Annotated in this window: 20 protein-coding genes; 12 read left to right on the forward strand and 8 right to left on the reverse strand. The window is 34.3% G+C overall.

Annotation, left to right across the window (positions count from 1 at the left end):
- The first annotated feature begins 48 nt into the window (after positions 1-48).
- The 7 genes from Q5Y73_RS07930 to Q5Y73_RS07960 all read left to right on the forward strand — a co-directional run bounded on the left by Q5Y73_RS07930 (position 49) and on the right by Q5Y73_RS07960 (position 10,652).
- On the forward strand, positions 49-1,056 hold the full coding sequence (locus Q5Y73_RS07930; protein ID WP_305991321.1) for an aldo/keto reductase: 1,008 nt from the start codon (positions 49-51) through the stop codon (positions 1,054-1,056).
- 50 nt (positions 1,057-1,106) lie between these two features.
- Positions 1,107-1,913 carry an HAD family hydrolase gene (locus Q5Y73_RS07935; RefSeq protein ID WP_305991322.1) on the forward strand — a complete coding sequence of 269 codons (807 nt, stop codon included), beginning with the start codon at positions 1,107-1,109 and terminating at the stop codon, positions 1,911-1,913.
- Between the two features lie 245 nt (positions 1,914-2,158).
- Entirely contained in the window at positions 2,159-3,721 is a 1,563-nt protein-coding gene (locus tag Q5Y73_RS07940) for an ABC-F family ATP-binding cassette domain-containing protein (protein ID WP_305991323.1), read from the forward strand.
- A gap of 46 nt (positions 3,722-3,767) precedes the next feature.
- Entirely contained in the window at positions 3,768-5,393 is a 1,626-nt protein-coding gene (locus Q5Y73_RS07945) for an ABC-F family ATP-binding cassette domain-containing protein (RefSeq protein ID WP_305991324.1), read from the forward strand.
- A 495-nt stretch (positions 5,394-5,888) separates the two neighbouring features.
- Positions 5,889-9,329 (forward strand): methionine synthase, encoded by a 3,441-nt coding sequence (metH, locus tag Q5Y73_RS07950; RefSeq protein ID WP_305991325.1) that lies wholly within the window; start codon positions 5,889-5,891, stop codon positions 9,327-9,329.
- Positions 9,330-9,513: 184 nt separating this feature from the next.
- Positions 9,514-10,455 (forward strand): ribonuclease Z, encoded by a 942-nt coding sequence (gene rnz / locus Q5Y73_RS07955; RefSeq protein ID WP_305991326.1) that lies wholly within the window; start codon positions 9,514-9,516, stop codon positions 10,453-10,455.
- An 11-nt stretch (positions 10,456-10,466) separates the two neighbouring features.
- Positions 10,467-10,652, forward strand: coding sequence for a hypothetical protein (locus Q5Y73_RS07960; RefSeq protein ID WP_305991327.1), 186 nt, complete (start codon positions 10,467-10,469; stop codon positions 10,650-10,652).
- A gap of 59 nt (positions 10,653-10,711) precedes the next feature.
- Here the strand turns inward: Q5Y73_RS07960 and tlp are convergent, their stop codons facing one another.
- Positions 10,712-10,948: a small acid-soluble spore protein Tlp gene (gene tlp / locus Q5Y73_RS07965; RefSeq protein ID WP_305991328.1), complete on the reverse strand. Its 237-nt coding sequence runs from the start codon at positions 10,946-10,948 to the stop codon at positions 10,712-10,714.
- 113 nt (positions 10,949-11,061) lie between these two features.
- Positions 11,062-11,700, reverse strand: a complete 639-nt coding sequence (locus Q5Y73_RS07970; protein ID WP_305991329.1) for a DsbA family oxidoreductase — start codon at positions 11,698-11,700, stop codon at positions 11,062-11,064.
- A gap of 158 nt (positions 11,701-11,858) precedes the next feature.
- Between Q5Y73_RS07970 and pilM the strand changes: the two genes are divergently transcribed.
- From pilM to Q5Y73_RS07990, 4 genes are all read left to right on the forward strand, one after another.
- Positions 11,859-12,875 carry a type IV pilus biogenesis protein PilM gene (gene pilM / locus Q5Y73_RS07975; RefSeq protein ID WP_305991330.1) on the forward strand — a complete coding sequence of 339 codons (1,017 nt, stop codon included), beginning with the start codon at positions 11,859-11,861 and terminating at the stop codon, positions 12,873-12,875.
- Entirely contained in the window at positions 12,875-13,441 is a 567-nt protein-coding gene (locus Q5Y73_RS07980; protein ID WP_305991331.1) for a hypothetical protein, read from the forward strand. Before pilM ends, Q5Y73_RS07980 begins: the two co-directional genes overlap by 1 nt.
- Positions 13,442-13,460: 19 nt before the next feature.
- Positions 13,461-14,030, forward strand: a complete 570-nt coding sequence (locus Q5Y73_RS07985; protein ID WP_305991332.1) for a hypothetical protein — start codon at positions 13,461-13,463, stop codon at positions 14,028-14,030.
- A 78-nt stretch (positions 14,031-14,108) separates the two neighbouring features.
- Positions 14,109-14,309 carry a hypothetical protein gene (locus Q5Y73_RS07990; RefSeq protein WP_305991333.1) on the forward strand — a complete coding sequence of 67 codons (201 nt, stop codon included), beginning with the start codon at positions 14,109-14,111 and terminating at the stop codon, positions 14,307-14,309.
- Between the two features lie 98 nt (positions 14,310-14,407).
- Here Q5Y73_RS07990 and Q5Y73_RS07995 read toward each other — a convergent pair whose 3' ends face one another.
- On the reverse strand, positions 14,408-15,154 hold the full coding sequence (locus tag Q5Y73_RS07995) for a class I SAM-dependent methyltransferase (protein ID WP_305991334.1): 747 nt from the start codon (positions 15,152-15,154) through the stop codon (positions 14,408-14,410).
- Between the two features lie 478 nt (positions 15,155-15,632).
- Between Q5Y73_RS07995 and Q5Y73_RS08000 the strand changes: the two genes are divergently transcribed.
- Positions 15,633-16,178 (forward strand): hypothetical protein, encoded by a 546-nt coding sequence (locus tag Q5Y73_RS08000; protein ID WP_305991335.1) that lies wholly within the window; start codon positions 15,633-15,635, stop codon positions 16,176-16,178.
- 77 nt (positions 16,179-16,255) lie between these two features.
- On the opposite strand, the gene Q5Y73_RS08005 is transcribed toward Q5Y73_RS08000, so the two are convergent.
- From Q5Y73_RS08005 to Q5Y73_RS08025, 5 genes are all read right to left on the reverse strand, one after another.
- Positions 16,256-17,080 carry an inositol monophosphatase family protein gene (locus tag Q5Y73_RS08005; RefSeq protein WP_305991336.1) on the reverse strand — a complete coding sequence of 275 codons (825 nt, stop codon included), beginning with the start codon at positions 17,078-17,080 and terminating at the stop codon, positions 16,256-16,258.
- Positions 17,077-18,216 (reverse strand): ABC transporter ATP-binding protein, encoded by a 1,140-nt coding sequence (locus Q5Y73_RS08010; RefSeq protein ID WP_305991337.1) that lies wholly within the window; start codon positions 18,214-18,216, stop codon positions 17,077-17,079. Before Q5Y73_RS08010 ends, Q5Y73_RS08005 begins: the two co-directional genes overlap by 4 nt.
- Entirely contained in the window at positions 18,213-19,931 is a 1,719-nt protein-coding gene (locus Q5Y73_RS08015; protein ID WP_305991338.1) for an ABC transporter permease, read from the reverse strand. Before Q5Y73_RS08015 ends, Q5Y73_RS08010 begins: the two co-directional genes overlap by 4 nt.
- Before the next feature lie 149 nt (positions 19,932-20,080).
- Positions 20,081-21,109, reverse strand: coding sequence for an ABC transporter substrate-binding protein (locus Q5Y73_RS08020; protein ID WP_305991339.1), 1,029 nt, complete (start codon positions 21,107-21,109; stop codon positions 20,081-20,083).
- A gap of 185 nt (positions 21,110-21,294) precedes the next feature.
- Positions 21,295-22,308 carry a LacI family DNA-binding transcriptional regulator gene (locus Q5Y73_RS08025; protein WP_305991340.1) on the reverse strand — a complete coding sequence of 338 codons (1,014 nt, stop codon included), beginning with the start codon at positions 22,306-22,308 and terminating at the stop codon, positions 21,295-21,297.
- Positions 22,309-22,687 lie beyond the last annotated feature (379 nt).

Here is a 22,687-nt window from a genome sequence, read left to right on the forward strand (position 1 = left end):
TATAAAATGATGAATAAATATTCATTCAATTGTCAAAGGAGGACTAAGATGGAGCATAGATTGCTTGGGAAAAGTGGTTTAGCAGTTTCGAAACTATGTTTAGGAACGATGACATTTGGACACACAACGAGTGAAAAAGATTCGATCGATATGATGCATCGCTTTTTAGACAGAGGAGGCAACTTTTTAGATACAGCAGATGTTTATGTACAAGGTAAGTCAGAAGAGATAGTGGGAAAAGCTATTGAGGATCGTCGTTCTGAAATAGTATTAGCTACAAAGGTAAGATTTCAAACAGGAAAAGATTTGAATAGCGCTGGATTGTCTCGTAAACATATTATGAATGGAGTAGAGGCAAGTTTAAAACGTTTGAAAACGGATTACATTGACCTTTATCAAGTACATGTCTGGGATGAATTTACACCTGTAGAAGAAACATTACGAGCTTTGGATGATCTTGTAACCTCTGGAAAAGTTAGATACATAGGATGTTCCAACTTTTTAGCATGGCAATTAATGAAATCATTATGTTATAGTGATTTTAATAGATTTGTCAGATATATATCCATTCAACCTCAGTATAGTCTTGTCAGTAGGGAGATGGATAGAGAGGTATTACCTTTGTGTATAGAAGAGAATGTAGGCGTTATGCCTTGGGCTGCAATTGGCAGTGGGTTTTTATCGGGAAAATACAAAAAAGGTGTTCAGCCTAGTGAAGGTAGACTCCATAAAGCAATGGGCGAATCCTCTTGGCAAAATCGCAATACGGAAAAGAATTGGAAGATCCTTGATACTGTAGTAGAAATTGCAGAACAGCGAGGTGCATCACCAGCACAGGTTGCTTTAAACTGGCTTCTTGATAAAAAAGGGATTACATCTCCGATATTTGGTGCAAATACGCTAGATCAATTTGAAGAAAATATGGGAACGCTTGATTGGAAATTAACTGCTGACGAGTGGAATGAGCTTGATAAAATCAGTGCTCTGGATGATGAATATCCTAATCGATTTATTGATAAATTCAAAAGAACTTTAACTCTTGATTTATCAAAATAAAAAGATAAAAGTTATGATAAAGAATATACTTGAAATGGGTGAGTGGAAAGATGACTATAAAAGCTGTGATTTTTGATTTGGATGATACTTTACTTTGGGATGATCGTTGTGTGAAGGAAGCATTTGAAGTTACTTGTGAGTCCGTAAAGCAACATTATGATATTGATTCAGTAAAATTAGAAGAGGCTGTTCGACAAGAGGCAAGAGCATTGTATGAATCTTATGAGACTTTTGAATATACAAAAAATATTGGCATTAATCCCTTTGAAGCTTTATGGGGGAATTTTAATGATGAAAATGAACATTTCAGTCGATTGAAACAAATAGCACCTGAGTATCGTAAGGAAGCATGGACCAGAGGATTAAAGGTTATAGGAATTGATGATTTACAGTTAGGTGAAACGCTTGGTGAGTTGTTCCCAAGTGAAAGACGTGCGAGGACTTATGTATATGATGCGACATATCCAACATTAGACATACTAAAAGAAAATCATAAGTTAATGCTTTTAACGAATGGATCTCCAGATATTCAAAATGAAAAATTAGCTGCTTTGCCGAAGTTGACACCATATATGGATCAAATCATGGTATCTGGAAGTTTTGGTCAAGGAAAACCATCACCTGCAATATTTGAACATGCTATGAGTCTTTTAGGAATTGAAGCACATGAAGGTATCATGGTTGGAGATAAGCTAACAACAGATATAAAAGGTGCATTAAGTGTGGGTATGAAATGTGTATGGGTTAATCGTAAAAACATGGAACCTTCCGATAAAATCAAACCAGACTATGAAATAAAGGAATTAAATGAACTTCATGAAGTTATAGAATCTATCAATCAAAAAGCATTATTATAAAGGGTTGATTCCAAAAGGACGCCATACATCTAACTTGATTATAACAGATGTATGGCTCTTTGTTATGTTCTGTATTTAATAGGTTGGTATCCAATTTTTGATGATTTTAATTTACTCTCGATTAATATATGTTATAATGAATTGTTTTCTTAGTATTATTTTTAAATATTAATGATTAATCAAGTTTTATATAAATTAAATATATGTACAGGCATATTAATTTAAATGTTAGGAGTTAGGGAATCGTGAGTCTTTTAACTGTAGAAGATTTAAGTCATACGTTTGGAGAACGAGTTTTATTTAAAAATGTTTCATTCAGATTACTTCCAGGAGAACATGTTGGACTTGTAGGGGCAAATGGCGTAGGGAAATCTACTTTAATGAATATATTAACAGGACAAGTTTTAAAGGATACTGGAAAAGTGGAATGGACACCAAAGGTGAACTACGGATATTTAGATCAGCATACAAAATTAACACCTGGAAAAACAATGCGTGATGTGTTAAAAGACGCATTCTTACCTTTATTAGAGAAAGAAAGAAAGTTAAACAAAATTACAGAGGAAATGGCCGAGGCTTCACCTGAGAGATTAGAAGAGTTGTTGGAAGAAATGGGTGAGATTCAGGAACGGTTAGAAAACAGCGGATTTTATCTTTTAGATAATAAAGTTGAAGAAATGGCTAATGGTCTAGGTTTATCTGCGATTGGATTGGATCGTGATGTTTCTGAATTAAGTGGTGGACAGAGGACAAAAGTATTGTTGGCTAAGCTTCTGTTAGAACAGCCAGCAGTGCTTTTATTAGATGAACCTACAAACTATTTGGATACTGAACACATCGAATGGTTAACTACCTATTTGAGAGAATATCCATCAGCCTTTATGCTTATCTCTCATGATACGGAGTTTATGAATAAAGTGGTAGGTGTCATATATCATTTGGAGTTTTCAAAACTAACAAGGTATACTGCAAATTATGAAAAGTTTCTACAAATGGCTGAACTTAATAAAAATCAACATATTGATGCTTATGAAAAGCAACAGGAATATATCAAGAAGCAAGAGGATTTTATTCAACGAAATAAAGCTAGATACTCAACATCTGGAAGAGCAAAAAGTAGGCAAAAACAATTAAATCGTCTTGATCGTATTGACCGACCAGAAATGGCCATGAAGCCAACGTTTGTTTTTAAAGAAGGACGTGCAAGCGGGAAAACTGTGTTTGAAGCTGAAGGTTTACAAATAGGTTATGACCGACCTTTGCTGCCCGAAATGAATATGCTCATTGAACGTAAAGATAAAATTGCTATTGTGGGATGTAATGGAGTAGGGAAATCCACGCTGTTAAAAACAATGCTAGGTCTAATCAAACCTTACAGTGGGAAGACACATCAAGGGGACTTTTTGATCCCTGCCTATTTTGAACAAGAAGTAAAAGTTGGTCATCTTACTCCAATTGATGATGTATGGAATGAGTTTCCTAACATGAATCAGAATGAAGTACGAGGAGCACTAGCGCGATGTGGCTTGAAAAAAGAGCACATATCAAGACCCTTAAATAAATTAAGTGGTGGAGAACAAGCAAAAGTGCGCTTATGTAAATTATTAATGAGAGAAAGCAACTGGATTGCTTTTGATGAGCCAACGAACCATCTAGATGTTGTTGCAAAAGAAGAATTGAAACGTGCGCTAAAGGAATATCAAGGTACGATAGTGCTTGTATGCCATGAACCTGAGTTTTATGAAGACTGGATTACAAAGGTTTGGAATGTTGAAGAGTGGGCACAAAGCGGTTCCTTGCAAAGATAATATAAATGTAGAAAATGAAGAAAAATATTGAAAGTAGGGTTATTACATGATTTCAGCAAATAATATATCTCTTCGATATGGCAAAAGAGCCTTGTTTGAAGATGTGAACATTAAGTTTACACCAGGTAATTGTTACGGTTTGATCGGTGCCAATGGAGCTGGGAAGTCCACATTTTTAAAGATTTTATCTGGTGAGTTAGAGCCAAATAAAGGAACGATTAATATTACACCTGGTGAAAGACTTGCAGTATTGAAACAGAATCATTATGAATATGATGAGTACGAAGTTTTAAAAACAGTAATGATGGGCCATAGTCAACTTTATAACATAATGGTTGAAAAAGATGCGATTTACGCAAAACCAGATTTTTCTGATGAAGATGGAATGCGAGCAGCTGAACTTGAAGGAGAGTTTGCAGAATTAGATGGTTGGCAAGCTGAGGCTGATGCTGGTGAATTATTAATTGGATTAGGGATTGGAAAAGAGTTACATGATCTAAAGATGTCAGAGCTTAGTGGAAATGATAAAGTTCGTGTTTTATTAGCGCAAGCCTTATTCGGCAACCCAAATATATTATTGCTGGACGAACCTACGAACCATTTAAATTTAGAGTCTATACAGTGGCTTGAAAACTTTTTAGCTAAATTTGATGGCACTGTGATTGTAGTTTCTCATGATCGTCACTTTTTAAATCAAGTTTGTACACACATTGCAGATATTGATTTTGGGAAAATAGAGCTTTATGTCGGTAACTATGATTTTTGGTATGAATCAAGTCAATTGGCATTAAAGCTAATGCAAGAAAAGAATAAAAAAACAGAAGAGAAACGAAAAGAATTAGAAGCGTTTATTGCTCGATTCAGTGCAAATGCATCAAAATCCAAACAAGCAACATCACGCAGTAAACAATTAGAGAAGCTGAAGTTGGAAGATATTAGACCTTCTAATCGAAAATATCCTTTTGTTAATTTTAAATCAGAAAGAGAAGCCGGGAAACAATTATTATTTATTGAAGATTTAACGGTTTCTTTAGAAAATGATTTAGTATTGGACAAAATAAATTTAGTTGTAAATAAAGGTGATAAAATTGCCTTTGTAGGACCAAATGGAATACCAAAAACAACTTTATTTAATACATTAATGGGTGAAATGGAACCAGCTGAAGGCTCTTATACTTGGGGAGTAACCACTTCACAAGCATATTTTCCAAAGGATAACTCAGAATATTTTGATGTAGATTTAAACTTAGTGGATTGGCTGCGTCAATATTCTAAGGATCAAGATGAGTCATTCATTCGTGGCTTTTTAGGAAGAATGTTGTTTTCTGGTGAAGAAGCATTGAAAAAATGTAATGTTTTATCAGGAGGAGAAAAGGTTCGTTGCATGTTGTCTAAGATGATGCTTAGTGCTGCAAATGTATTGATATTAGACGAGCCTACCAATCACTTAGACTTAGAATCCATTACAGCCCTAAATAATGGTCTTGTTCAATTTGACGGTACGATGTTGTTTGTGTCTCATGACCATCAATTTATTCAAACAGTAGCCAATCGAATTGTTGAAATTACGCCAAATGGAATTATTGATAGACAAATGAGTTATGATGAGTATTTGGAAAGTACTGAGGTGCAGAATTTACGAGAAAAAATGTACAGTGTATCTCAAGTCTAAGTGGAATTCAGCATAACATCCATGTGATTATTATGATGACTAACACTTTTTGAATCAATAATATAGGGGAATTTCGTTCCTTATAAGGGAACGAAATTCCCCTATTCTAAAACACCGATGTCTTGTAATATAACTTATCCTCAATCTCCTCATCCATTATTTATCATCCAAGCCTACTTTAACCTTGTTATAACTTCTGCGAGAATGTTGAATATTATTATCTTAGTGTTTTGTTTACCTTTGCCTCGTATATTTCTTTACTCCTCTAAAGTTTTTTTCTGTAATGAACTCCAATATGCAATTAAATATGATATAATTCGTCTATGATAATCGTTCTTATTTAAAAAAAAGGATTATAAGAGACTGATATTCATCTCTTTACAATTCCGACAAATTTGGTAGACTATATAGAAAATCACATTTAGGTGATACTGGAGACAGTAGTGCTCCTTGAAATCATCGAACGGACATATATTGAAGCGGAGTGGAAGGAAAATGAGTAAAATATCAATTCAAGAACAATTAAAAAAGAAAATTCTTATATTAGATGGCGCTATGGGTACGATGATACAGCAAGCAGATTTGAAACCTGAAGATTTTGGTGGAGAGGAATTGGATGGTTGTAATGAAATGCTTGTATTAACTCAACCTGAATTGATCTCTAACATCCATGAGAAATATTTAGAAGCAGGTTCGGATATTATTGAAACAAATACCTTTGGATCAGCAAGTGTCGTTTTGGCAGAGTATGATCTTCAAGATCGTGCAAGAGAATTAAGCATAGAAGCAGCAAAACTTGCAGTAGAGGCTGTGAATAAATATTCGACTCCTGAGTGGCCTCGTTATGCAGCAGGAGCTATGGGTCCAACGACAAAAACACTGTCTGTTACAGGTGGTATCACTTTTCAAGAGTTGGAAGACAGTTATCATGAACAGGCTATAGCACTAATTGAAGGTGGAGTAGATGTATTATTGCTTGAAACATCGCAAGATACGTTAAATGTAAAAGCAGCCAGCATTGGAATTCAACGTGCTTTTGAAAAACTAGGAAAAAAAATACCTGTCATGATTTCTGGTACGATTGAGCCAATGGGTACAACGTTAGCTGGTCAAAACATCGAATCATTTTATATATCATTGGAGCACTTAGAACCTGTATCCATTGGACTGAATTGTGCAACAGGTCCTGAATTTATGCGAGATCATATTCGAAGCCTTTCCCAAATAGCTGATACTGCAATAAGCTGTTATCCTAACGCAGGATTACCTGATGAAGACGGTCATTATCACGAATCACCTGAATCTTTAGCAGCTAAAATGGCAGGCTTTGCTGAACAAGGTTGGTTAAATATTGCAGGAGGATGTTGTGGAACTACTCCAGAACATATTCGAGTATTATCTGAAACAATGCAATCATTTACACCACGTTCACAAACAGGTAAACATTTAGCAGCCGTATCAGGGATTGAAACAGTTTATATCGACACTGATAGCAGACCTTATATGGTTGGGGAAAGAACGAATGTGCTTGGATCAAGGAAATTCAAAAGACTTATCGCTGAGGGTAAGTTTGAAGAAGCCTCTGAAATCGCTAGAGCACAAGTAAAAGGTGGCGCTCATGTTTTGGACATCTGTTTACAGGATCCAGATCGGGATGAAGTGCAAGACATGGAGAAGTTTTTACAATATGTTGTGAAAAAAGTGAAGGTTCCTTTAGTTATAGATACTACTAGTGCAGATGTTATAGAGCTGTCATTGAAATATTCACAAGGAAAGGCCATTATTAATTCCATTAACCTTGAGGATGGAGAAGAAAAGTTTGAAAACATTGTACCACTTATACATCGATATGGTTCAGCTGTAGTTGTAGGTACGATTGATGAAAGTGGCCAGGCAATCACACGAGAAGGAAAGCTTGAAGTAGCAAAAAGATCGTATGATCTATTGGTCAATAAGTATGGATTAAATCCTAAGGATATTATATTTGATCCATTGGTATTTCCAGTAGGTACAGGGGATGAACAATATATTGGTTCAGCAAAAGAAACGGTTGAAGGAATACGTTTGATTAAAGAAGCGTTGCCAGAATGTCATACTATTTTAGGGCTAAGCAATGTATCCTTTGGATTGCCACCAGCAGGTCGTGAAGTATTAAATGCAGTATATTTGTATCATTGTACAAAAGCAGGCTTGGATTATGCTATAGTAAACACGGAGAAATTAGAGCGTTTTGCATCTATCCCTGAAGATGAACGTCGTTTAGCAGAGGCATTAATCTTCGAAACAAATGATGAAACTCTCGCTGAGTTTGTTGCTTTTTATCGTGAAAAGAAAGTAGAGAAAAAAGAAAAAATCTCAAACTTGTCATTAGAAGAACGTTTGGCTTCCTATATTATTGAGGGAACAAAAGAGGGATTGTTTGCTGATCTAGATAAAGCATTAGAAAAGTACAAACCACTTGATATCATCAATGGTCCATTAATGGACGGGATGGCAGAAGTAGGACGTTTATTTAATAATAATGAATTAATTGTTGCCGAAGTATTGCAAAGTGCAGAAGCTATGAAAGCATCTGTAAGTTATTTAGAACCACATATGGAGACGTCTGAAACTTCTGTAAAGGCGACAATAATGTTAGCCACTGTAAAAGGTGATGTCCACGATATAGGAAAGAATTTAGTAGAAATCATTCTATCCAACAACGGATACAAAATTGTTAATTTAGGTATTAAAGTACCACCAGAACAGTTAATTGAAGCCTATAGGAAAGAAAAACCTGATGCAATCGGTCTTTCCGGATTATTGGTGAAATCTGCACAGCAAATGGTAGTTACCGCACAAGATTTAAAAAATGCAGGAATAGATGTTCCAATCCTTGTAGGAGGAGCCGCACTGAGCCGTAAATTTACGAAAAACAGAATCGGACCGGAATATGATGGATTAGTATTATATGCAAAAGATGCAATGAATGGTTTAGATTTAGCAAATCAGATCAGCGATACAGAGCAACGAGAGGTTCTCATTCAAAAGATGCGTGAACTAAAAGATTCTGATGTGATGGATTCAGGGAAGGACAAAGTGAAGCCTAAGCTCTCTAGAGCAGTACGATCAGATATTTCTCAAGATGCACCTGTGTTTACACCTCCTGATTTAGAGAAACATGTACTAAAAAATTATCCATTGGATCACCTTGTTCCATATGTAAATATGCAAATGTTATTAGGTCATCATTTGGGTTTACGTGGTAAAGTGGATCACCTTATAGAATCTCACGACACGAAGGCTTTGGAGCTGAAAGAAGTCGTAGATCAAATATATAAGGAAGCAATTCACGAGAAGATTATCGAAACACATGGAATGTACAGATTCTATCCCGCACAGTCCAGTGGAAACGATATTTTGATTTATGATCCAAATGATCATTCTAAGATCATTAAAACATTCTCATTCCCTCGTCAGCAGGTTGAACCCTATCTATGTCTTGCAGATTTTCTTAAGTCTGTGGATAGTGGAGTGATGGATTATGTTGGTTTCCTTGTAGTTACAGCAGGAAAAGGGATTAGGGATCTAGCAGAGAAATGGAAGGATCAAGGAGATTATCTTCGATCACATGCTATTCAAGCAGTAGCTTTAGAAACTGCTGAGGCATTTGCCGAACGAATACATCATATAATGAGAGATGTTTGGGGATTCCCAGATGCACCTGATATGACGATGAAAAAGAGACATGGAGCAAGATATCAAGGAATCCGAGTTTCCTTTGGATATCCTGCATGTCCGAATCTAGAAGATCAAGCTCCTTTATTTGAATTGATGAAGCCAGAGGAAATAGGAGTAGAGTTGACAGATGGGTTTATGATGGAGCCTGAAGCATCGGTATCTGCAATGGTGTTCGCTCATCCTCAAGCTAAGTATTTTAGTGTAGATAAAGGATAAACTATTTTTTGGGATATAAACTCAGAATTTGAGTAACAATAATTAGATGAATATTTTAAATAGTAGTTAAATTAAGAGCGTAAATTATTTACGCTCTTTTTATTCAAACATAACATCTCTTAAAAACTCCGATTGAAGTTTTTGTACATTAAATCTGTAGTATAGATCATGGGGGGAATCAAATTTGGAACTGGAATTTTTAGGTACTGTTGCTGGTATGCCTGTACGTGATCGTAATGTAACCTCCATTTGCTTACGACTTTTGCAAGAAAGAGGTAGTGTTTGGCTTTTCGACTGTGGGGAAGGAACACAACATCAAATTTTGAGATCTACAATAAAGTTAAGTAAATTAGAAAAAATATTTATCACACATTTACATGGTGATCATATTTATGGACTGCCAGGTATTTTAACAAGTCGAGCTTATTCAGGAGGAAATTCTCCTTTAACCATTTATGGTCCAAAGGGCATTAGAGATTATGTGACGTCGGTATTATTGATTAGTCAAGCTCATTTAGGATATGATTTACATATAGAGGAAATTCCCGAAAGTTTAAACGAAGGCATTGTCTTTGAGGATGATCAATTTCTAATCGAAACAGCAAAGCTTGAACATCGAATAGACAGTTACGGTTACAGCATTACAGAAAAGGATCAACCGGGTCCATTATTAATTGAAAAACTTCAAAAAGCTGGTATTCCACCAGGACCTCTGTTTTCTCAAATAAAAAAGGGAATTGACATTACATTAGAGAATGGGGAAAAGTTGATTGCGTCTCAATATGTTGGTCCAAAACTCAGAGGAAGAAAAGTTGTTATTATGGGAGATACAAGAATTTGCAATACTTCTCCTCAAATAGCCATGGACGCTGATGTATTAGTTCATGAATCGACATTTACTGAAGATTTATGTGATTTAGCTTATAAGTATTTTCATACAACAGCTTTACAAGCAGCTAAGTTAGCAAGGGATTCTAATGTAGATCAATTAATTCTGACTCATATAAGCTCAAGGTATCAAGATGAAGGTTTAGATCGATTACTTCAAGAAGCGAAAAGTGTTCATGAGAATACGCATATTGCCCATGATTTTTGGATATTTCCTATTAAAAGGAATCATGAATAAGGGGGGATGAGATGCTGATTAAAGTAATACTTTTTTTAACCCTATTTTCTTTCTTAGTAACCTTGTTTATTATTTTGGCCAATATTGAGGATAAAAAGACAAAAAATCAAACCAAAAATTTAAAAAACCAAAACAATGAATTAGAAAATTTTAAAAGATCATCATATATAAATGGAAATGACTATGGTTCAGGTTAATAGGATGTGTATGAAACAAATAAGAGTCCATAAAATATGTGGACTCTTATTTGTTTCTATTAGGAGTTTCTTTGTTGTTCTGCTTGAGCTTCGTCCTTTATCTCTTCACGAAATCCTCGGATACTTTCTTTTCTTCGGTCATTCTTTGATTCGATGGCTTGTTGCTCATTGTTTCCCAGTTCATCGCCGAATTCTTCTAAATAATCCTCAGCTTCTCTTAGATTGCCGATCGTATTTTGAACGGCTTCTTGTAATTTTTCCACATTATCATCTCTATTGTCAGGTTTAGCTTTCATAAATGCCTCCTTATTAGAACTTTAATAACATTAATAAGATGTCTAGATTATAAAAGATTTATACAAGAGGCACAGATGAAAAACATTCCATTTTAAACCAAAAAAATCAATTTTCAGTCACAGCCATCAATATTACAACTGGCATTGCTCAAATCTGTTGAATTGAATTTATCACTTTCAGCTTGTATCAACTGTTCAATGGTTTCTTTGGATTGAACACCTTGAAGTCTTTGACCTCCAATGATAAAAGTAGGGATTGAACTGATATGATCTTCCGCCGCTTTTTTAAGGTATGCTTCCAGTTCATTTTTATATTTGCGTGTGTTCAGTGCATTTTCAAATTCATCGGCATCTAGATCAATTTGTTTCACAACTTCCTTTAACACAGCAATATCTCCGATATCTTTTTGTTCCTCCCAAAACATTTTATAAACCATCTCATTATATTCCGTTCCTTTATTGTGCTCTTTTGCATATAAGAATCCTTCATGGATGATAGGGGTTCTGGGGTGTGGTGACATTTCAGGCAGAGACATATTGACATTTAATCGTTCAGCTAATGGTTTTACTGCTTGATCAAATAAGCCTTGCATCTGTTCAGGATATATTGGAGGAGCAGAGCTAGGTCTTAGCTCAAATGGCATCCATCTCACATTCACATTTTTATTTTTTATCGCTTCATTAAAAGTCGCTTTTCCTATATAACAAAAAGGACACACATAATCAGAAAAAACTTTTATTTCAATTGTCATTTGAATCACCTCAACAGTCATTTACTTACAATAAGTAATTTACAATACTTATGAAAATTTGTAAAGTGAAATGTGGGAATAGTTTGTACTTGATACGAATATATATATGATGGGGAAGTGAAGTATATTGTTAGTTAAAGGAGTTTAACTTAGGCTAAATGATGAAATTGATAGAATATTTTAAGCAAAAATTAAATTCCATTCATTGTTTTCTTGGATTGGAAATAACAGATGATTTTATTAAGTTAGTGGAGGTAAAATCGGATAAAGAAAATGGTTTTACAATTCATCAGGCCAATATGAAACCGATTCATGCAAATTTGATCAAAGACGGACTGATTATTAATTTAACAGGAGTCATACATATATTAAAAACGATGGTAAAGGAAATGAATTTAACGACTAATCAAGTCCATTTTATGTTACCAAGTCATCTAGTCCATCTACATTATGTTAAGGTTCCATATATCAGAGTAGATGATATTCATAAATGGATTTACGAAGCAATGAATTCAAATAGAATAATACTTCCATTTAAAGAATCGCATTATGACATTATTAAATTAAATATAGATTCGAATCAAAATACAGAAGTAATTCTGCTCACAGCACAACAAGATGAAATCAAGGTTTATGTTAAAGCATTAGAAGCTGCAGATTTAAAACCGATAAGTATGGAAATCAAAGCATTGTCTTTATATCGACTAATCCATGTTATGGAGTTTATAGATACAGAAAAATCTTTTTTAATCATTGAAATAAATGAGATGGTGGCAGAAATGAGCATATTTGAAAAAGGAACACTTCAATCAATCCGAGTCATCCCTGTGAAGAGATCTTTTCAAAAATACAGCAGTGTTAGAAACTCAGCTAAGGAATCTGTTTCATTTAAAATGGTGGATAAAAATGATGATGTATTTAATTATTTAATTCAAGAGGTGAAAAAGTTTGTTCATCATTATGTTTATTCAATAAATAAGGGGCAGGAAAAGTTTGAGTATATGATTATATCTGGGGATATAAAAGAATTACATGAAATAGGTTATGCATTTAATCAAATGTTTCCATATGAAGTGAAAATCTTAGAAGGTAATTGTTTAGGAGTTCAGGATAAGGATGACTTGTTGCCATTTTTCGCAGTTCCTTTAGGACTAGCCTTGAGGGGGAGACAATAGTGCAAACAATCAATCTATTACCTTACCATAAAAAAATAAGTAGATCGACCATCATCCTTGTAATTTTCATCATGATCATCTATTTTATTAGTTTGCCTATCATGGTCTATATTAGTATAACATATCATAATAAAGTAGAACGATTGTCCAATGAAATGCATCAATTAGAGTTAGATTTAGAAATATTCTTAAATAATCATGCAGGTGAAATAGATGAGAATAATGTAAATCAAAGCACATCGGCATTTCATAAGTTAGAACTTCAAAGCCAAAACAGTTTCAAATTATTTCAAACACTTAACGAATTAAAGAAAAAAAATCCATCTTTACGAATGCTGGGTTTGGCAAATCAAGATGAAACAGATTATATACTTACTTTCCAATTCTTGGATGGAAATTTAAGAATGATTCTGAATGAGTTAAAGTTAATTGAAAAATACGAAATCATTGATCATCTAGAAATTAAAGAAATGACTATAGAAACAATGAAGGATCAGGCTATTGAAACGGAAATAAAAAGTACTTTAGGGACTGCACGTATTGAGGTATTGACCCAGGAAAATTAAAATGAAGAGAGGATGTAAGATGAATAAAACCTGGTGGTTTAAGCAAAAACGAATGATGGTAATCATCTTACTTTCTGGCTTAGCGATCCATCTTGTATTAGCATTAACTTGGATTGTTCCTAAAATAATTCAATCGAGCTACTTAACCAAGCAAATAAAATTTACAGAAGAGCAGTTCATAAAACGCAAGCATGAAACCAATCTTATTATAAATCAGAAACAAATGGATTTTGTTGATGAAGACAAATTTGAAATAGCAAATCAAGAAGATAGTTTAGATTTTACGATCAATTTAAATTTGATTGCCAATAAAAACAACGTAGACATCCATTATATTAAATACAGTCCATCTCAATGGATAGATTATGAACAATACGAGCTCTTAGGACAAACGGTTTCGTTATTTATAACAGGAGGTTTACAAGATATAACTGATTTTATGAATGATCTAGAGAGACTAGAAAAGGTCATACAATTGATGGAATGGGAGACTAAGCGTTCTGATCAAGGTTCAGAACAAGAGGACCAAGGAAATGAAGATGAACTCATTCAACTCCATCTCAAGCTATTCATTCATTATTTTGATTAATTGTTTTAGAATGAGATGATTAATCTTGGACAAAATATAACTTATATTTTTCCATATTGAAGTAAGGGGGAAAGTGTTATGAATTTAACTTCGAAAGACATGGCTACGATCGAACAAGCATTAAATGATGCGATACGTAATTGCAATGGTTATAGAAATTCATTAAATTACCGTGAAGTATTAAACAAATTGCAAAATTTGCCAAGAAATGACAATCAACAGTGTTACGAGGTTACATCTTTAGATGGATTGCGTTATGATTATGATGATTCTAAATAATAAGTCAGTCACAAAAACTCTGATGTTATAAAAAAGCAAGTTGCTTTAAAGAGAAAAAGTAACTTGCCTGTTAGTATATTTATATTTTGGAGTATGAATTACTTTCGAGCTACTATTTTAAATCGCTTAGAATTTGTAACAATACCTTTTTTAGTTTGATTTTCTTCAATAAACTGTTTTAGCAGCTTAAAATCTTCTTTGTCTTTCCCAAAATTCGGAATGATTGGTGTGTGTGTCAATAAAAATATAAGATCATCTTCGGTCTCATAATATTCCGCTACATTGTACTCATATGCTTTTACTTCAGAGAAACCAATTTCTTTTAACTCGTTGAGATAACGATTTTTAAGTTCGCCATCCTTCTTATGAATTGTTCCGCGTCCAAATTTCTCCATCAAGTTATATTTGTCATGTTCACTTACTTGTTGAGTGAAAAAAGTCCCATTCTCTTTTAAGACCCTAGCAACTTCTGACGTACTGAATGGAGAGTGACGGCAGGATATAACATTAAAAAACTGGTTTGGAAATTGTATGTTATCTGCATTCATTTGAAAAAAAGCTGCATTTTCGTATGGAGAATTTAATACATTTTTTTGTGCTGTATCAACCATAGAATGTGATAAATCTATTCCTATTAACATCATTGCTGAGGATGCGATTTCTAATAGACTTTCTCCTCCACCAGTTCCGATATCAAGTAATACATCAGACTTTTTAAGCTCTTTGGTGACATCTTGGTAAAAATCCCATGTTTCTTCTTCCGTTTTACATTTCATTTGACTAAAATCCCAGCCATTTGTTTTACCGACTTTATCATAAAATTTTTCATAATCTAATTCATTCATTATTTTGTTCCACCTTTAAATAGAGTAATAGATAGTCTACGCCTACATTTACTTAGTGTGATTTTTATGTTCCAGAACCGTAAAAATAACAAAAACATCCTAATCTATAGTTTATTAAAAGAATGTCGGTCTAATACTAGACCATTCTCAGTCCTGAAACTAGTTACTTCGAACAATATGGAAAGTCATCCAGTTCACCCCATTTAAAAAGATAGAATATATTATAGTTGGATTGGTGCAAATTGTAAACACCTCTCATTTCCTAGGAAATGAGAGGTGAAAGATAAATTCATAGTTTCTCCTATGAAGCAGTGTTAAGATAAAGATATAAAAACAAGAAAATACAATAAAGGTGAAGTTATGAACAAAAAGAACGCTGCTGTAATTGTATTTGCAGTTGTCATTGGTTTTATTGTTTTCTTCAGTTATGTACCAATGAATGAAGGGGGGGGGGTTAAAAGTTCCATATGATAATGGAGTGTTCGAGGCAAAATCATCTGATTTGCCTATATTAAATGCCTTTATTGAAGGAATGGGAATTGAACTTGAAACGGAAACGAACTGTATGAACATAGATGAATTAAATTCAACAGGTTCAAGTGATTATTATTTACTTCGTTATGGTTGTGCTGTCAAGTTGCGAGATTTCTTACTAATAAAACAAAACCAACAACGGATAGATAGTTTACACTTAGAGTTTGGCCTGTTTCAAGAGGTCAAATTATCACCAGATGGTAAAAATCTAGCTTTTTTGTTTGCTAGGAATGAAATGAATCGGGTGATAAGAAGTAATATTTTAATAATGGATGTAGAAAATTTTATAGAATTGGAACTAGAAAATGAAATACAAGCGTTTGAGTATCCTATACTTGATTATCAATGGGTTGATAATGGAACAATTCAGGTTATGATTCCAGAATTAGAGGAGTATAGCTTTGATCAAATTGATAAATGGAATCATTCTTCTGAGGCAAATAAACAAGTTAAACAGCTAAATATTAAAATAAAAGATAGTTCTGCCTAAAAAAAATTGGGATATTTTCTATCCATTATTAACAAAAAACCATGGACGAAAAGTCCATGGTTTTTTGTATCTATTTATTAAAAACCAGTTGCTTGTGCTTTTTTGAGTTGGGTGACAAGCTCCTGATCTATTTTTCCATTTGAGCAGATCAAATTACGAGTTGATAATTGATAGGGGTTGCCTAATGTATCTATAACATTACCACCAGCTTCTTTTACTATTAAGACTCCAGCTGCTACATCCCATACATTGATGCCTATTTCCCAATAAGCATTTAACTTTCCAGCTGCTACATAAGCACAATGCAGGGCGGCTGATCCCAATACCCTAATGTTGCGAGCAACGATACCAAGCTGAGATATTCCTTGAAGGACATATTTACGAGCTCCTTCGATATCTGTAGGAAAACCTGTGGAGATGACACTTTCGTTTAACTTTTCAGTAGGATTAATATGAATGCTGTTTCCGTTTAAGAATGCTCCTTTTCCTTTCTCAGCCCAAAACATTTCATCAAGAGAGGGATTGTAGATGACTCCGATTAGAATTTTCCCATAAGAGACTAATGCAATGGATACTGTATAACTATGAAGTCCGTTAACATAATTTGTAGTTCCATCAATAGGGTCAACAATCCATGCAAATGGAATGTCTGCAATGTGATCAAACAAAGCTTCTAGATTATCTGTACCATCCGAAACACCTTCCTCTCCAATGATTTGATGTTCAGGAAAGTGCTTTTTGATTTGTTTTTTAATTAATTTTTCGGAGGCTAGGTCCATTTCGGTAACTAAATCAAAAACGTTCTTCTTTTGTTCAACCTGAAATTCATCTGTAACTCTATTTTCTAATAAGAGTCCGGCTTCTTTTGCGATTTGTTTTGCAACTTCTAAGTAGTTATTCAAACAAGCCCCTCCTTAACATATTCTTTCCTAGGAGGTAATAAACTCACACATTCTTCTTTTAAGTGAAGTTTAATTCGTTCTCCTTCTTGTTTAATCCCATGTTTATAATGCTCAAAATCCATCATGGTGATGGTTTCATCTCCTAAAGCTACTTCGTATTCTACGTGATTTCCTAAATAGATAACTCTAGTAATTTCACCGTTAAATTTCCCTTCCTCTGAAAGTTCCCAAAACTCTGGACGAGTTACACAATCAACGGGACCGTTTTCGGAAAGCTTCACTTTGTCATTTACACTGACGGATATGGTTTGGCCTAGTATATTAATGATTGCTTTTTTATCTTTCACATCTTTTACAACTCCATGCAAGAAGTTGGCTTTTCCCATAAAGCCAGCAACAAAATGATTATTTGGTCTAGTATAAATATCGATGGGATTGTCTGCTTGTTGAATTTTCCCATGGTTCATAATGACGACCTTATCTGATATAGCCATTGCTTCTGTTTGATCATGTGTAACATAGAGACTAGTGATCCCTAATCTTTGTTGTATCTTCCTCAACTCATCCCGCATATATTCTCTTAATTTAGCATCAAGATTGGATAAAGGTTCATCAAACAATAATACCCTTGGTTCAGTAACAATTGCTCTTGCCAAAGCTACACGCTGCTGCTGTCCGCCAGATAACTGAGATGGCAAACGGTCTTTAAATTCTTCTAAGTGCATCAATGAGATAACCTTGAAGGTTCGATCAATGACTTCCCCCTTTGGCACATTGTTAATTTTTAAACCATATGCAATATTCTCAAATACTGATAGATGAGGGAAGAGGGCATAACTTTGAAATACCATAGCCACATTACGTTTATTGGGAGGAACATTTGTTACATTGTCTGCACCAATATGAATGGAACCTGATGTGGGCAATTCAAAACCTGCTAACATTCTTAATGTTGTTGTTTTACCACAGCCTGAGGGTCCAAGTAATGTAACTAGTTCACCTGCTTTAATATCTAATTCGATTTCATTTACCGCATAAAAATCTTCACTTCCGTCGTGAGTGGGGAAAATTTTTAATAGGTTAGATAGCTTTACATCCACTGAATGTGTTTTGATAGGTGCGCTGACGTTTGTCATCTGTAACTCCTCCTTTTGGATGATGATAAGTAATTCACAAAAAATTCTAGTAAACCAATTACAATTAATATGATAACGATTAAGATAATACAGTAAGCGGCAGCAGCGCCTAGGCTAGCATCTTCTACTTGAGACAAAATAGTAACAGTTAATAAATTCCAATTGACGGATATTAAAAATATAACTGCACTAATAGATGTCATTGAACGAACAAATGAATATACTAGACCTGAAAATAATGCAGATTTCATTAAAGGAAGTGAAATCTTTCTAAAGGTAGTAAATGAACTAGCTCCCAGATTGGTAGATGCTTCCTCAATGGAAGGATCCACTTGACGAAGACTATTAGTTCCAGCTTCTATTCCTACAGTTATGTTTCTAAAGGTAAAAGCAATAATTAGGATCAAAGCGGTACCTGTTAATAATAATGGTTTCTGATTAAATGCTAAAATATATCCAATACCAATGACCGTACCGGGCACTGCAAAAGCAAGCATGGATGATGCTTCCATTAGTTTTTTGCCTATAAATTGCTTTCTAATAATTAAAAAGGCAATGATCATACCTAAGATAGCTGTAATAGGAGTCGACAATGCTGATAAGAGCAATGAGTTTTGAACGGAATCAAATCCTAATGTAAATGTGTATTTAAAATTATCGAGCGTGAGTGTGTTGTCAACACCCCAAACCTTAACAAATGCCCCCCATAATACAGTTCCGTATATAAGTAAAACGGCTCCTGTGATCAAACCACAGAAAATAAATAAAGGAAGAACGATATGTTTTTCATTAATTTTCATCCTGGCCTGTGTAGGTTTTCCTGTAACGGTGACATAAGATTTTTTATTTATCCAATACTTTTGAATGAAATAAGCAGTAAGTGAAGGCAATAATAAAGCAACAGCATAAAATGATCCAGCTCTTAAATCATACATCCCTGTAATTTGCAGATATGCTTGAACAGCTAATGTTTGATATTCTCCTGCGATAACCATTGGGTTTCCGAAGTCTTCAATCGCTTTGATGAAAACCAGAAGCAGCGAGCTAAGAATACCTGGAACAGCTAATGGAAGAGTGATGGTTCTAAACACCTTCCAACGAGAAGCTCCTAAATTTAATGCTGCATCCTCTACAGAGCTGTCAATGGCTTCAAGAACCCCTTTTAAGTTTAAATAAGCAATAGGGAAAAAACCTAATGTTTGTATAAATACTAAACTTCTTAAACCATAGACATTGCTGTCATCAAAACCAAATAATCCATTTGAGATAATCCCATTTCGACCAAATAATAAAATGACAGACAATGCGATGACAAATGGTGGAGAGATAATCGGCAGCAGTGCAACAAGATTAAAGAACTTTTTCCCTTTCATTTCGGTACGTGTTACCGCGTATGCAAAAATAAACCCGATGATCGTCCCAAAAATGGCTGATAAAATACCAAGCTGGATACTATTCCATAATGTTTTTAGAAAAAAACTGCTAGTAAACGTTTCTACGATTAATGATAAATCTAAAAGTCCCTCATCATTTACTACTGTGATTTTAAATACTTGATAGATTGGATAAATTGAAAATACAAATAAAGAAACAAAGATAATGATGATTATAGCAAGCAAGTAAGGCTCTTTTATGAGCATTTTCATACGTTTGAGCTGTCTACTTCCATTGGTTTCTATTTTGTTTGTTGATGGCGTTGTATTTGTATTTGCCAAGCGCCTCTACTCCTTTATACGAAAAATAATATTTTGGTTAAGGATCCAACGGTTGATAAATGAACTGATATTTGATATTGGGTAAATGGAGCTGATGGGTAATTCATATGGAGGCAGCAAAGTGGCTGCCTCCATGAAAAAATAATGAATTATTCTACTACAGATTCTTTACCAACTACATAAGACTCAAATTTATCTAATAAATCATCTCTGTTTTCTCCAGCCCATACTGCATCATAATCTATTACACTTAGGTCAGATAGTTTAACTGCACCTTCTGGTACTTTTGCCTCAGGGTTAACTGGTAATCTGAAAGATCCAGAGTCAGCATACAAATCTTGTGCTTGTTTGCTTATAGCCCAATCAATAAACTTCTTCGCATTTTCAGCTTGATCGCTAGGACCACCTTTAATTAAGGCTACAGCACCTACCTCATAACCTGTGCCATCAGTTGGGAAAGAAAGCGTAATTGGATAACCCTCATGTTTAGGTTTTAAGATATCATGTGCAAAGGAGATCCCAACGCCTGTTTCACCAAAGCCAGCTTGTTTAGCTGGTGCAGAACCTGATTTTGTATATTGTCTAATGTTTTCATCAAGCTGTAAGAAGTAATCCAGTGCTTCTTGCTCTCCTTTAAGCTGTACAAGTGTTGCAAAAATAGAGTAAGCAGTACCAGATGAAGCTGGATGAGCCATTGTTACATTACCTGCATATTCAGGTTTTAAAAGATCAGCCCAACTTTGTGGAGGTTCTAACCCTTCTTTTTCAAGCCATTCGCTATTACTAGCGAAGCCTAAAGCTCCTACATAAATCGGTGTCCATACCTTCTTAACATCCCTGAATTGCTCTGGAATATTGGATACTCCCTCAGGCTGATAAGCTTCTAATAAACCATCATTTGCTGCAGCCACAAAAGTATCTGATGGTCCCCCAAACCAAACACTAGCTTGTGGATTTGATGATTCAGCTTTAATGCGTGCTAATGTTTCACCGGCAGATAAACGGACATGTTTTACCTCTATGCCTGTTTCTTCTTTAAAAGCTTCAAGATAAACGATAACTTCCTGCTCTGGAAATGCAGTATAAACGGATACTGTGTTAGACCCTGATCCGCAACCCGCTGCAACAATACTTAACATCAACAATACAGAGAACAATACTAAAATCATTTTTTTCATAAAATAGACCCCTCCATAAATTTAAGAATAAATACAACGAACAAGTGAATGCAGAATGACTTGTTATCCCCTCCCTTAATGAAATATCATTGAACACTTAAAGAGCTGATGATATAGAAGTTATATCTTGGAACAGTAGAGAGTAAGCGTTTAACCATATGATGTAAAGAAATAATGAATGATAATCAAACAACATGTGTACAAGTATTCCTCTGAACTAAAGTAGAATCCAATATGATATATTCTGGTATTTCATTTGTCACGGATGGATTCATCATTTTCAGTATGGTCTCTGCAGCATAACGTCCCATTTGATTTCGTGGTTGAGACATAGTTGATAATTGAATCCAATATAAACTTGATATTTCCAAATCATCAAATCCCATGATTGAAATTTCTTCTGGAACTCGAATATGATGATGTGCAAGTGATTCCAATGCTCCAATAGCCAACAAATCATTATAAGCAAACAAGGCGGTCATTTGAGGTAATTTAGGGATGAATTGATCCATTGTTTCTCGACCTGATTGTATTGTTCTGCCTCCTGTAAGTTTGATAAAGTCTTTTATGTATGGAATATCGTATTTTTGTAATGTATCCTTGTACCCTTGGAAACGGTCTATAGCAATTTGGGATTCAAGAGGCATTCCAAGATAGCCAATTTTTCTATGTCCTAGAGAAATTATATGTTCAACAGCTTCACATGCCCCTTTATAGTGATTTACATCAACATAAGGCAATTTTAATTTTTTGGGTGGTTTTCTTCTTAAAAAGACAACAGGTATACTTAGATTTGCTAACAATTCAATTAGTTCTTCATCCAGATGATCAGGTGTAACAATCAATCCATCCATTTTTCTTTCGATTGCACTATCAATAAAATGTTTTTCTTTGTCTTTATCACGTAAAGTGTTGCCTATAATGACTTGATAACCTTGTTCTGACAATAGCTCTTGAGCACCTACAGCAATAGTAGAGAAGAAAGGGTCTGTAATATCTGGAATCATTAAACCAACTGTAAAAGTACGCTGATGTATTAAACTTCTAGCAATACTATTAGGACGATAGTTAAGTTTTTTGACTGTTTCTAAAACTTTTAATTTTGTTTCTTTTTTTATATCAGAATGATTATTTAGCGCACGTGAAACGGTAGATACAGAAATACCTAGTTGTTTTGCAATATCTTTTATGGTGACCAATACTGACTCACCTCCTAAATGTAAGTGCTTATATGGTGTGAAGAAGATCTCGGTAACGTTACCGAAAATGAGCAAATAATTTTGTTAACGCTTACAAGTATGAGTAAAAAATAAATTTATATCTTTTAAAAATTAGAAAATACTTATGGAAACGTTCTCGGTAACGTTACCGAAAGTCGATATGGTAATGTTAACCTACAGATAATGATCAGTCAACACTTTTTTGTAACATTTTGGACACAAAATGTAAACTTCACTTCCTTCACTTCTAATTGCACTCACTCATATTTTTAGAGTTATATTGATAGTTCTTTTGTTGGTATAAGCAGATTTTTTTTTGTAATAAATATATGGGTAATGTATGATTAAATTTTGATTG

The organism is Chengkuizengella axinellae (assembly GCF_030730905.1).
GTDB lineage: Bacteria > Bacillota > Bacilli > Paenibacillales > KCTC-33759 > Chengkuizengella > Chengkuizengella axinellae.